Source organism: Pseudomonas sp. VD-NE ins, from assembly GCF_031882575.1.
GTDB lineage: Bacteria > Pseudomonadota > Gammaproteobacteria > Pseudomonadales > Pseudomonadaceae > Aquipseudomonas > Aquipseudomonas fluorescens_BZ.
Window position 1 is genome coordinate 3,434,788 of the sequence record NZ_CP134772.1, and the last position, 12,461, is coordinate 3,447,248.

General features: G+C 61.4%; 13 protein-coding genes. 1 reads left to right on the forward strand and 12 read right to left on the reverse strand.

Annotation, left to right across the window (positions count from 1 at the left end; all coding sequences use genetic code 11):
• Nucleotides 1-105 precede the first annotated feature (105 nt).
• Nucleotides 106-597, reverse strand: a complete 492-nt coding sequence (locus tag RMV17_RS15130; protein WP_311880858.1) for a hypothetical protein — start codon at nt 595-597, stop codon at nt 106-108.
• Between the two features lie 214 nt (nt 598-811).
• On the opposite strand from RMV17_RS15130, the gene RMV17_RS15135 reads away from it, so the two are divergent.
• Nucleotides 812-1,504 (forward strand): aspartate/glutamate racemase family protein, encoded by a 693-nt coding sequence (locus tag RMV17_RS15135; RefSeq protein WP_311880859.1) that lies wholly within the window; start codon nt 812-814, stop codon nt 1,502-1,504.
• 1 nt (nt 1,505) lies between these two features.
• Here the strand turns inward: RMV17_RS15135 and RMV17_RS15140 are convergent, their stop codons facing one another.
• The 11 genes from RMV17_RS15140 to RMV17_RS30140 all read right to left on the reverse strand — a co-directional run bounded on the left by RMV17_RS15140 (nt 1,506) and on the right by RMV17_RS30140 (nt 12,341).
• Nucleotides 1,506-2,024, reverse strand: coding sequence for a GNAT family N-acetyltransferase (locus RMV17_RS15140; RefSeq protein WP_311880860.1), 519 nt, complete (start codon nt 2,022-2,024; stop codon nt 1,506-1,508).
• 112 nt (nt 2,025-2,136) lie between these two features.
• Nucleotides 2,137-3,117 carry a LysR family transcriptional regulator gene (locus tag RMV17_RS15145; RefSeq protein WP_311880861.1) on the reverse strand — a complete coding sequence of 327 codons (981 nt, stop codon included), beginning with the start codon at nt 3,115-3,117 and terminating at the stop codon, nt 2,137-2,139.
• A 187-nt stretch (nt 3,118-3,304) separates the two neighbouring features.
• Nucleotides 3,305-4,252 carry a peptidylprolyl isomerase gene (locus RMV17_RS15150; protein ID WP_311880862.1) on the reverse strand — a complete coding sequence of 316 codons (948 nt, stop codon included), beginning with the start codon at nt 4,250-4,252 and terminating at the stop codon, nt 3,305-3,307.
• Nucleotides 4,249-4,719: a YbjN domain-containing protein gene (locus RMV17_RS15155; protein ID WP_311880863.1), complete on the reverse strand. Its 471-nt coding sequence runs from the start codon at nt 4,717-4,719 to the stop codon at nt 4,249-4,251. The genes RMV17_RS15150 and RMV17_RS15155 overlap by 4 nt, the downstream gene beginning before the upstream one ends.
• Nucleotides 4,720-4,736: 17 nt before the next feature.
• Nucleotides 4,737-5,366: a DNA repair protein gene (locus RMV17_RS15160; protein WP_311880865.1), complete on the reverse strand. Its 630-nt coding sequence runs from the start codon at nt 5,364-5,366 to the stop codon at nt 4,737-4,739.
• Nucleotides 5,367-5,383: 17 nt separating this feature from the next.
• Nucleotides 5,384-7,081 carry a putative porin gene (locus RMV17_RS15165; protein WP_311880867.1) on the reverse strand — a complete coding sequence of 566 codons (1,698 nt, stop codon included), beginning with the start codon at nt 7,079-7,081 and terminating at the stop codon, nt 5,384-5,386.
• Between the two features lie 39 nt (nt 7,082-7,120).
• Nucleotides 7,121-7,825, reverse strand: coding sequence for an energy transducer TonB (locus tag RMV17_RS15170; RefSeq protein ID WP_007915486.1), 705 nt, complete (start codon nt 7,823-7,825; stop codon nt 7,121-7,123).
• A gap of 3 nt (nt 7,826-7,828) precedes the next feature.
• Nucleotides 7,829-8,254, reverse strand: coding sequence for an ExbD/TolR family protein (locus RMV17_RS15175; RefSeq protein ID WP_007915482.1), 426 nt, complete (start codon nt 8,252-8,254; stop codon nt 7,829-7,831).
• Nucleotides 8,255-8,265: 11 nt separating this feature from the next.
• Nucleotides 8,266-10,062, reverse strand: coding sequence for a DUF2341 domain-containing protein (locus RMV17_RS15180; RefSeq protein WP_311880869.1), 1,797 nt, complete (start codon nt 10,060-10,062; stop codon nt 8,266-8,268).
• 12 nt (nt 10,063-10,074) lie between these two features.
• Nucleotides 10,075-11,673 (reverse strand): ShlB/FhaC/HecB family hemolysin secretion/activation protein, encoded by a 1,599-nt coding sequence (locus tag RMV17_RS15185; protein WP_311880871.1) that lies wholly within the window; start codon nt 11,671-11,673, stop codon nt 10,075-10,077.
• Nucleotides 11,674-11,729: 56 nt separating this feature from the next.
• Nucleotides 11,730-12,341 carry a transposase gene (locus RMV17_RS30140; protein ID WP_080750810.1) on the reverse strand — a complete coding sequence of 204 codons (612 nt, stop codon included), beginning with the start codon at nt 12,339-12,341 and terminating at the stop codon, nt 11,730-11,732.
• Between the last annotated feature and the right edge of the window lie 120 nt (nt 12,342-12,461).

The window sequence follows — 12,461 nt, forward strand, 5'->3', positions numbered from 1 at the left end:
GAAATATCTCGGGTGAATGCAATCTCAAACACAACGAAGGTCGGCTCCCTTTCCCCCTCGCCCCCCTGGGGGAGAGGGTTGGGGTGAGGGGGTAAGCTCTTGATCTTAACTACGCTCGCGCGGAATCAGGCTCTGCAACTGCTGGGCAAGGAAGTTTGCGTCAAAGGCAAACGTATCCGGATCCTTCAAACCATTGGTCTTGCGCCACTGCCACGTGCCGTCCGGCAAGCCCACCAGCGAAATGCTGCCATAACGCGCCGCCGTCAGCCCCATCACCGCAAGCGAGATCTGCCCCGCGCTGCCCATCACATCCGGCACGAACTCCACCGGTTTGCCAGCAATCACAATGCTCAGTTTCTCAGTCTTGAAGGTCGAGGTTTCCACCGGTGTACTCGGCCCGAACGCAACATAAGCCTCACGACTCACCTCCAGCAGATTCGGCGCCTGCACCGGTTCCAGCCATTGCTGAATCTCCCCGAACAGCCCGGTAATCCGTGTGGCCCACGCGGCCGATTGCGTCTCGAACAGTTGCTTCTTGTGCGCTTCGCTCTCGGCGTAGTGACGAAGCATCTCGCCCAGTTGTTGTACGTCGTCCATAGCGGTGTTCCTCGGAAAAGGACCTGCAAAGGTCGATAGTGGCAGATACCAGCCGCTGCGTACGATTAAGCTGCTGCAAGGCCGACGAAGCACCATGACACTTGGGTGAAACATCAGCGGTACAGTCATTTGTTTGCTGGCATCGGACCGTGAACAGAAGGAAACTCCGGGCAGACCTGAACGCTCGACACTGTCATTTGCCTGAGGAGTTCCAATGCGCACCATCGGCCTGATCGGCGGCATGAGCTGGGAATCCAGCGCCGAATACTATCGACTCATCAATCAGCAAGTCCGTGATCGTCTCGGCCCGCTCCGCTCGGCGCAATTGCTGATGTACAGCGTAGATTTCGGCCCTGTCGAACAGGCCCAGCACGCCGGGCGCTGGGACGATGCGGCGGCAATTCTGGTGGATGCCGCGCGCAGGCTCGAAGCCGGCGGCGCCGAATGCGTGGTGCTGTGTACCAACACCATGCACAAAGTCGCCGAGCAGATTCAGGCGGCGATCAGCATTCCCTTTTTGCACATTGCCGAACCGGCCGCACAGGCGGCTCTGGAGATTGATGCGCGCACGGTCGGGTTGCTCGGCACCGCATTCACGATGGAGCAGGACTTTCTCAAGCAACGTTTGATTGCTCAGGGTTTGACGGTACTGGTGCCGGACGAAGCCGAGCGCAAGGACGTGCACCGGATCATCTACGACGAACTCTGCGTCGGCGTGATCAGCGATCAGTCGCGACAAATCTATCAGCGGGTGATCGAATCCCTCACCGCGCGCGGCGCTCAGGCAATTATCCTCGGCTGCACCGAAATCGGTATGTTGGTCAAACCCGAACACAGCGCCCTGCCCCTGCTCGACACCACCGAACTGCATGCGCAGTCGGCGGTGGCGTTCGCGCTGAGCGAATGAGTCAGGCTTTCGGACGATTGCGCAGGCGGGCCATGCTCAGGGTGTCGACCCATTGCCCGTCGCGCACGGCGTAATCGCGAAACAGGCCTTCGGTTTCGAAACCGAATTTGCGGTAAAGCGCGATGGCGGCCTCGTTGTCGGCGTAAACCGAGAGTTCGACGCGGTGCAGATTCATCCAGTTGTCGGCGACGTCCAGCGCCGCCGCCAACAGCTTCGACCCCACGCCTTTGCCCTGCCACTCCACGGCGACTGCCATACCGACGCTGCCGGCGTGGCTGCGACGAATCCGCGAATAGTTTTCCAGCCCCAAATGGCCGATGACCTGACCCTGATGCAGCGCGACCAGCTTCAACACCCGTTCATTCTCCCCCAGCAGCCTTTGGCGCCAGACGTCGACGGACTGGAACGGCATCTGCAACACCTGCCGGGTGACAGCCCGCTCGTTGTAAAGCGCAGTGACAGCCTCGAGGTGCGACTCGCTGAAGCGTTCGATGTGAATGGCGGCGTTGTGGTCTGGCATGGAGGATCCTTCCTGGATCGATGAGTGGCCGACCACTCTAAACCGGTGAACCTCTGTCTGGCGAATATCAAAATGTGGGAGCGAGCCTGCTCGCTCCCACAGGGGATTAGCATCAGGGCTGGAACCACTCCTGGCGCTCGTTAAAGGTGTGGTGGATCAGGTCAGTCAGAGTCTGCACTTCGGCCACATTCTGTGAGTCAGCATTGACCGCCAGCCATGCCTGCAATTGCATGGGCTCGGCGAATAATCCGGGTAACGCAATCAGCCCCCTATCGAAGCGGCTCATGTACGCCGGCAACAACCCGATGCACGCGCTGCAGCGAATCATCTCCAGCATCAATTCATAAGACTGCATCTGCACCACCCCGGCCAACCGCTGTTCAACCAACTCATTCCACGGCCGGAAGCTGTCGATCTGCCGGTCATGCTGCCACTGCACGAGCATGAAGTCGGCGAGGTCATCAGGCGTGTCCGGGCGGGCGGTGACGCGGGAGTAGCGTTTGGCGATGTGCGGCAGGTAGTCGAGGCGCGCCAGTGGTTGCGGTTCGCTGGTGGCGAAAGTCGGGCCGGGGTGTGGGGTTTCGCCGTGGGCGAGCCAGAGGACGATGTCGGCGCTGACGGCGCGCAGGGACAGTTCGCTGTCCAGCGCGATGATTTCCAGACGCACGCTGGCGTTACGGCGCAGCAATGCGATGAGGTCGCGGCCGAGGATGTCGTGGAGGATCGATTCGGCGACGGCGAGGCGAATCAATGGTTGTTCGATCACCGGCAGTTTGCGTTCGTTGGCCAGCGCCACCAGTTTGGCCTGTAGCTGTTGGCCTTCGCGGGTGAGGCTTAGGGCGCTGCCCTGAAAGCTGAACAGGGTGTGTTGCAGTTCTTGTTCGAGCTGCGCCAGTTGTTTGCGCAGCAAGGTCGAGCGCACGTTGAGGCTGCGTGCGGCTTGCATGAAGCAGCCGCAGCGGGCGCTGACCAGGAAGTATTGGGCGACGTCGCTGTCGATGGTGGCGGCGTGTGCGAGCCACGGTTCGCTGTGGTCGTGTGGCCAGTGGTAATCGGTGCTGCCCTGGCGTCCTGCGGGTTCGGTGAATGACATCGATGACTCCCTGTCGATCTTTGTATTTTGGTTGCTTCCAGCACTTTTTAACTATTTCTGAACCCATTGGAGATCCTGTGGGAGCTGGCTTGCCAGCGATGAGGCCGGCAGATCCAACATCATGGGTGACTGATAAGCCGCCATCGCTGGCAAGCCAGCTCCCACAGGTCACTCAGTGAAGGTGAGATTAGTGTTTTTCCTCCAGGACCCTGTTGAGTTCAGCACCGTCGATGCTCAGTGTCGCGGTGTTGAGCATGCCGTCCAGATACGCCTGGGCGATTTGTTCCTGCCGCTGCGCACGCAAGGCCTGGGTCAGTTGATCGCGCAGTTCATCAAGGGTCGCGGTACGGGCGGGTTGTTGCTCAGTGAGTTTGATCACGTGGAACCCGGCGGCGCTTTGGACGGGATCAGAGACTGCGCCAACCTTGAGCCGCGCCACTGCACCACGCACTTCCGGGACCAGTTGCTGCAACGGTTGCAGACCGGTATCGCCACCACGTTCAGCGGTGACGCGATCCTGTGAGTATTGAGTCGCCAATGCAGCAAACTCCGCTGGCGTCGCCTGCGCTTTCTTGCTCAGGTCAAGCGCCTGCTTGCGCACCGATTCAAGATTCTGCGGATCATTTACGCCGAGGAAAATCTGACTGACCCGATACAACGCCGGTGTCTGCCAATTCGCCTTGCCTGAGTCATAAGCCTGCTGCAATTCAGCCGCACTCGGATAATCCGCCGGCACCTGGCTGACCGAACGCAAGTAATCACGGAAGACAATCTGTTCAGTCGCCGCCCGGGTCTGCCGCGCAACCTCGGGGCGCTGCGCCCAGCCTTGCGCATCGGCCTGCTCGAGCACCGCTTTCTCGGCCAGTCGCGTGCGAATCCAGCGCTCCAGCGCCTCACGATTGCCGCGCAGTTGTTCGCGAGTCTCCGCTGGCACCGTCGCCAGCAAACCCTGAAGTTCCGCAGGGGTTACCTGCTGATTACCCAACCGCGCCACCGCCGGCCCCGCAGCAACCGCCGCCAGCGGCGACGATTGCTGGGCGGCGACCGGGTCACTGCCCGGCCGCACCACCAGCGCCACGGCCACCACCAACAGCGCTACAGCTGCAGCGCTGATCACCATGGCAGGCTTTTTCACAGCGCGACTTCCTCTTGCTCGGCGACAGCGACTTTGGCGGTCTGTGCGGTGCCGTTCTGGGTGAAGTCACGCAGATAAACGATGAACTCCTGCAACAGGCGATCCCACAATTCCAGGTTGCCACGCAGGTGCTCGTTGCTCACGCCCGCCGCTACCACCACGTCCATTTCCATCACCAGAAACTCGCCCTGCAACGACAAGCGCGCAAAACGGCGCGTGGCGTTCCACTGCTCGGCCACACCCGGCGGCAACTCACCCTGCACGCGCAGCGCACAGCTGAAGGTGAAATCGACGTAGCTGCCCTGTTCCACCGCCGGATTGCCGAAACGCACGGCGTAGCCGATGCCCTGGCTGGCGCTGAGCAACTGGACGATACCGTTCTGCTCGGTCTGGTTGACGCGATAACCGGCCGCTTGCAGGACGTCGGTCAGGGATTGTGGCGATACGTGGCTGATCAATTGAGTCATTACTTCTTCCTTGTTTATCAGTGCGTGAGCGCGGCTTGCGGCGCGTCAAATTGAGTCTTGTAGAGGTCGTCGCCGAACCCTTGGGCCAGTTCATCGAACTTGACCCGGGCGCTGCCCGCGAAGGGCTGGCGGATCTTCATCACCTCGGCCACATCGATGTTTTCGTAGGCAGTGAGGATCTGCTTGGCGACGCCGTACATCTGCTGATTCTTGACTGAACATTGCTGCACTTGTGTGTCACGTTCAGCCAATTGCGCTTGAAGCTTAGACCGTTCTGCCTCTTTGGCACGGGCCATGACCAGCAACTCGTCATAGGCCTTTTTGAACTTGCCGGTCTGCTCGGCGCTGGCCGCCACTTGCGCCTGCGCCTGGCTGTGCAGGCTCTGTTGCTGCCCGGCCAATTGCTCGGCAACGCCTTTGGCCTTGGCCAGTTCAGCACTCAATTGCTTGATTTGCGCCTGCGCAACCTTGGCGTCGTTTTGCGCCGCCAGTTGCGCGGCGCTGGCCTGGGCCTGCTGACTTTGCAGGGCCTGCAACTGCTGCGTGGTGCTGCGCAATTGCGTGCGCAGGCGCTCTTCCATGCCTTCGGCATTCACCCCGGTGGCAATCAACAGCCCGAGCCCGAGCAACACAAATCGCGTTTTCATAACCCTCTCCCGGCGCCTTAGAAGCGCGTGTTGATCTCAAGCTGCAAGACGTCGATGTCGAACGGCGCGCCGTACACCGCTTCGGTGCTCATCCAGCGACCGGTGGCGTAAACGTTCTTCGCCAGACCGTAGTTGCCGCCGATGAAATAACCCTTGGCGTTGGTACCGCCGAGGTGGAACGACGAGTCGTTGAAGCCGTCCGGCAAGGCGTCGGGCTCGATGTATTTGTAGCCAGCGAACATGTTCCAGTCGCCCTGCTTTTTCAGGTCCAGCGCGCTGCCGAGGGTGAATTGCACCATCCACGCATTGGCGCCGCTTTCGATGTCGCCGTTGCTGTCGAGGTTGTTGACGATCTGCCCGGCCGAACGCTTGCGCATGTCGCCTTCGTCGTACGCGAGGTTGTGGATGTAGTTGCCCTGGCTGCGCAGTTTGAAGTCTTCTGGCAGGTCGGCATCCCACACCACGTTCAGATCAAGCAGATTGAATTCGGACGCGAGACCAACAAATTGCGGCTGCGGCGTGGTGGTCGGGTTGAGCGGGTTCGGCGTGATGTCGCGCAGCAGGAACACGCTGTTGCCCTTCTGCATGAACGCTGCGCGGCTGCCATCGCTGTCGCAGCCCGGTGCGCCGGCCCACGGTTCACAAGGGCTGGAGCGCTGGCCTTGAATGTCGTCGAAGCGGTAGTAAGCCAACGCACCTTTCAAGCGGTTGTTGCTGTTGATCGCCCATTTGGCGCCAATCTGCGCGCCGTACAGCCACTTGTTGTCGCTCTCTTCCTTGTCGAAGCCGTTGCTGCTGGCGGTGTCGTTGGTGTAGTCCACCGGGAACGCACCGACGGTGCCGAACACACCCCAATCGCGGTTGAGTTTGTGGTCGAAAATCGCTGCCACACCGTCGAAATTCAAGTCGTTGGAATAGAGCATGTCGGTGGACATGAACGGGTTAGCAAAGCGCCCGCCGGTCAGGGTCAATTCATCCGTCGGCTTCCAGTTCAGGTAACCCTGATCGAGCCAGATGTCCTTTTTGGCGAAGCCGCCGCCGAGGCTTTGCGTGGTCGATACCGGGTTGTTGTCGGAGCCGGTGCCGATGCGAATGCCAGCGGTCCATTGCGGCGAGATCTCGGCTTTCATGCCCAGTCGCGCACGAATGCGGAACTGGTTGGTGCGGTCTTCGCGGGTATTGAGCAATGGCGGCAGATTGGTGCTGCTGTTGGGGTTTACGTCGTACGGGCCGTTGTTGTTGAGCTTGGCGAAGTCGACGATCTCGTTACTGTTGCTGTCCGAGTAGTAGCGCGACTCGTCACGCAGACGAATGTCGCCATCGAAGCTGATGCGCGCAGCCCATTCCGGGAAGCTGTTGGGCGCTGCCCAGTTTTCCTGTTTGGCGGTGGCCATGACTTCGGCTTTGACCTGGTCGCGGATCTGGTCACGCACCGCTGCCGGCACGTATTGCACACGGACATCGCCCGGCGCCGCCACTGGCCCGGCCGCCACGGCGGTGGATGCCGCAGCCTGTTTCGCTTGGGCCGCTTCGTTCTGCGCCTGAGCGATCAGTGCGTCGGCCTTGTCCTGTTTCAGAATGCCCTGCTCGACCAGCAAGCGGATCAGATTGATCGTGGCGTTCTCCGAGGGCGCAGGCGCTGCCACGGCCTGACCGACCAGGGTCGCGATGACCATGCCGACCGCCAGGGACAATCGATTCACGTTGGAAATCATCTGCACACAACTCCTTTTGGCAAAGCGTAAATAAATGAATTAACCCGGACGCCGTCCTTGCAGGGACAGGCGCACAGGCAAAGTGATGGAGGCCGGTGGCCGTTCGCTCAGTGCCGGCGCACCACGCAGCGCGGCCAACACTTGCGTATCAATCTCGGGGTTGCCGCTGGACTTGATCAGCTCGACCCGGGTGATCTCGCCAACGCTGCTCAGCCAGACATCGGCCTGCAGCGAAAACGCGAGGTTGCGCAGCTCGGGGTTCTCGCGCAGCAAACGCTGGAAGGTGAACGCCAGAAACTGGCTGTACGTGCCCGTGCCCAAACGTCCGCCGCCGGTACCGGCCATGCCACCACCCTTGCCCGCGCCGATGTTGAAGGCGTCGTTGCCAGACTGCGCATCGCCGTCCATTTGCATCGGGTTGGCCAGATCGTCCGCCGGCGATGGCGGCGCTTCTTCCTCGGGCTTGACCTCTTCTGGCTCGGGCGTTGGCTCCGGCTCGACGACTTTTTCTTCGACCGGGGTTTCCGGTTCCGGCGGTTTTTCCGGCGGCGGAGGTGGCGGTGGCGGCAACGGAATGATCGTCGGCACCTTCGGCGCTTCGCGGCGGATGCCGCTCATGTCGTTGGCCCACTGCCACAAAAACCACGCAGCGAGCGCGCCGATCAGTAAGCCGGCGCCCCACTTCGCATAACGCAGCGCTGGCTTCTTCACCGGCAGCGGCTCGATCGGGAGTTGTGCGGTCATGACTCAGCCCTGACTCGGTTTGCCGGTCACAAGACCGACCTGGGACAGTTCGAGCCGGCGCAACAGATCCAGCACTTCGATGACTTTCTGGTATTGCACCGTGGCGTCGCCGCGCACGATTACCGGGAAATCCGGGCTCTGCGCTTTCTCGATGCGCAGGCGTTCTTCCAGCTCAGCCAATGTCACCGGGTAAGCGTCGAGGAACACCTGGCCGCCGTCATTCACCGAAATCGCTTTGGTCTTGGCCTCGGACAGCGACACCGAAGCGCTGGCCTTGGGCAGGTTGATCTGGATCCCGGAGACTTGCGCGGTAGCGGTGAGGATGAACATCACCAGCACCACCATCAGCACGTCGACCAATGGGGTGATGTTGATGCTGTCCACTGCGGCATCTTCGTCATCGTCATGGGAGGCATTTACGGACGCCATGTCAGTGCTCCTCAGGCCGGTACGGAGTGGTTGGCGTGATGGCCGCGATGCGACGACTCACTGAACTGGCTCTCGCCGTGCATTTCCGCCAGACGGGTGATGAACTCGTCGACGAACACGCGCATGTCGGCGCTGACTTCCTTGTTGCGGGTGATCAGGCGGTTGTAGCCAAACAGCGCCGGGATCGCGACGAACAGGCCCATTGCCGTGGCCAACAATGCGGCAGCCATACCGGGAGCAATGGCGTTGATGTTGACGTCGCCGGCCATTGCCGTGCCGAGGAACACCACCATGATCCCCAGCACTGTGCCGAGCAGGCCGATGTACGGGCCGCCGGCGATGGCGTTGGACAGGGTCGAGAGTTTCGAACTCAGTTGCTGGTTTTCGCGGGTGCGCACGCCGTCCATGGAGCAGCGGATCGCTTCGATGGTCGCGGCGGAAACCGAGGAGGTATCGGCGCCCTGCTCGCGGCGGGTGCGGATCTCTTTCACCGCCACCAGGTACAGGCGCCACAGCGACGAATGCTGCAAACGCTGCGCGAGTTGCGCGTCGTCGGCGAACATCTCCAGACGCGTGCCGACCTTGGCAAACTGCACGCGGAAATCTTCATTGGCGGCAGACACGCGGCTGAGGCTGCGGTTCTTGCGCAGCATGATGATCCACGACTGGAACATCATCAGCACCAGCACGGCGATGATCACCCAGGCGTCGATCGGCACCGCGTTGAGCAGGAAGCCGAGGCTGCCGAAACCGAAACCGGATTGCTCTTCATCAACGCCGTAAGCGACCAGTTTCGACTCGGCACCTTGCGAAGTCGCGTCCGCCAGCAACAGCGCTGCCGGGCGCGAAACCTTCGACAGACGCAATTCATCGATAGCGCCCACGAACGGCTGGAACGGGCCTTCGTGCAGATCGGCACCGATGGCCATGACCGAATTGAAGGCTGGCATCGCCTGAGCGAGCGTGGCGGCCTCGCGACCGTTGATGAACAGGGTCACTTTGGAACCTTCAGCGGTCAGTGCAACGTGTTGCCATTGGCCCGGATTCAGCGCTTGTGTGGCGACGGCACGTTGGCCATCGATCTCCACAAACGGCACGCCTTGGTTCGCACCGATCAGCAAGCTGTTGGCGCCTTCGCGACGGGCGAGAATCAGTTGCTCGCCACTGGCCTGATCAAGTCGCAGCCAGGCACTGAAGGTGAAAGCGCTACCAGCGTTGTGTTGCAGCGAAGGACTGGCCGGCAGCAACAACGGCTGACCGCTGAACTGCAAGGCGCGCCCGACGACGCCGTCAATCGCCGCGCCGGTCGCACTTTGCGCCGTGTTGCCATAGGCGGTGGTGTCTTTGGCCGGGGTGCCGGTGGCGCCGTCGAAGTGATAGAGCGCGGTGTAATTGGGGTCGAAGGTCAGTTGGCCGTTGCCAGTCGCCGGGGCCTTTTGATTGCCGTAGTACATCCAGATGTCCTGGCGCTGACCGCCCTCGACATTCGGCACATCGACCCAGATCAGCGCCATGCCCATCAGTGCGTCGAAACTCTCGATCTGGTGGTTGAGCACGGTCTTGTCATCGGCGGCGACGAAGCGCAGATCAGCGCCGTCCTCTTTCACCCCGTCAAAGGTGAAGTTGCCGGTGTGCAGGCGCACCAGCAGCGCGGTACGCCCGAGCGCCTGATTGATGCCCGCACCTTGTGGCGTGGTGTCAACGGCGATCTGTTTGCGGTAATGCCAGTCGTCCTGCCACCAGGCCTGAGCCGTGGCCGGGAGCACGAAGCCCAGGCAGATCAACAACGAAAGAATGAGGCGCTGCATGAACGTGCTCCTTTAAAAAGTCGCTTGAAGGTTGAAGTGCAGGCGCGATTCCTGTTTCGAGGTGTTCGGCCCTTCGAGTAGCGGGTAGCCCCAGTCGAGGCTGCCGGACAGCCATTTGCTCAGGCTGGCGCGGGTGCCGAGGCCGACACTGGCCAGGGCGTAATTGGCGTCCTGATCCGGCAGTTCGTCGCGCAGATAAAGCTGTGCGCCTTCGGCGAAGGCATAGAAACGCCAGTCCTGCATCCACGTGCCGGCGTACTTGGCCAGCGACGGCGTGCGCACTTCCTGGCTGAGCAGCAAGCCGTCATCGCCAGTTCGCTCGGCGGCCAGATAGCCACGCACCGAGGTCGCGCCGCCGGCGGAGAATTGTTCGTTGGAAACCAGTGGCCCCGAGGCCAACTGGAACGCGGCTTTGCTTGCGCTCTGCCAGTCGCTGTCGAAGGTCCAGGTGTAATTGGTATCACCCTTGAGCACGGCAAAACTTGGTTTGGCGCGGTAGCGTTTGTAGTCGAAGTCTTCGTCGGAGCTGCCGTAGCCGAAAATGCTGCGAGTGGCGGCGACCAGGCTCAGGCCGAGGCCGAGCTGGCTCTTCTCGGTGTAGCGATAGCCGTTGTAGGCGAAGGTGAACGGGGCGTATTGCAGCGGGACTTTGTCGCTCTCGCCGGACAGGGTCAGGCGTTCGTCGAAGTCCTTGAAGTCGATGCCGGCCGACAGCGAGTTCGACCAGTTGCCGCTGGAGGGCAGTGTGTAGATCGCCGAGATGCCGTAGCTGTGGCCCTTGCCGAGCACGTTACTGCCGCCGATGGTGGCGACGTTGCTGTCGGACTGGTAACCGGAGAACTGCACGCTCCAGCGCTCGGTCAGCGGCGCGGTGTAGGAGCCCGACCAGACCTTGGCGTTGTCGGTGTCCTGCGGCGCGGTGAAGTAGGTCAGCGAGATGCTATGACCGAGCTGCCAGAGGTTGTTGTAGCCGAGGCTGGTGACCGTGCGCAGCTTCTCGGTGTCGGCGCTGTAATCGTTGTTGAGGCCGACGCTGGCGGTCCATGGGTTCTGGTCTTCGACCTGCAAATCGACGTCCATGGTGCCGGGGCGCTGACCCTCGCGGACCAGCGGCATCACCTGCCGGCCCGGCGTTTTGTTCAACTGCGCCAGTTCGCCCTGAACCTTGGCGAAGTCCGGCACCTCGCCTTCCTTCAGCGCCGGGACGTCGTCGCGAATGTCCAGCGGCGAATAGTGTTTGGCGCCGACCACACGCACGCGGCCGACCTTGGTTTCGCTGACTTGCAGGTAAACGATGCCGTCGGCAACTGCCTGCTCTGGCAGCTCGACGAACACCGATTGATAACCGCGTTGCTGATAGGCCTTCTGCAAGGCGTCCCGCGCGCCTTCGATATCGGTGAGGGCTTTTTGCGGGCCGAGGAACGGGTATACCGCTTCTTCAATCGACCGCGCATCGAGCACGGTGTTGCCGCGCACGAAGTATTCGTTGACGTCGACCAGACGCTGGGCCGCTGCGTTGTTGGCGGCCTCTTCGGCCAATGCCGGCTGCGCGCCCGCCGTCACCAGCAGCCAGCCCCACAGCGCCAGCCGTGACTTGAAAATCGGTTCCACACTACCCCCTGAATTCGCGATGACCTGTTGGCGTTTCGAACGCCGCGTGTATGGCGTCAATTGCTGGCTGTCGAGGCGCAGGCGTGTTTGCCCAGCCACGTGTGCAAAAGCGCGAAGTTCAGCGAGAACTCGGGCATTTGCAGCAAGGCACCGCAGAACACTTCGCCGATGATTTTTTGAATGAGCAGCACCGCACGGGGCTCGTTGAGCAACGTGGCGATGTCGCGACTGAGGGCGTTGAAGCTCCAGACTTTCTGGTTCAGGCCAAGACCGACGAACCAGCGGAACAGCAGGTTGTAATTGAGCTGTTCATACAGTTGCTGCTCGCTGGGCACCGAATACAGCAGTTGCAGGAGCAGGATGTGCATGACCGTTTGCGCGGGAATCAGCATGCCGGGCTCGGCATTGAGGTCGTGCAGGAGGTCGCGGTGGGCATCGAGCAAGTCGTCGATCTGCGGGCGCAGCAACACCAGCGAATGGCCCGGCGGAATGTAGCTCGAGACCTCTTTCAAGGCGCCCTGCCAATCATCCTGCGAGACGATCCAGACCCACGGCGCGCCGTAGCGATACACCGAAACCGGCTTCTTGCGCGCGGCCTCGACGATCTTCGACAGGCGTTGATCGAGTTCCTGCATGCCCACTTTCGAGTAGCGTTCCATAGTCCCCATTGCCTCACTCCCGGCGTCCCGCCTCGGCTTGTGAAAAGCGCCCCGTTGGGCCCCTCAAGCGCGTTACATAGGCATGACCGGACTGGCGATGTGCTACCGAACTTTTGTCATAAAAGCTTC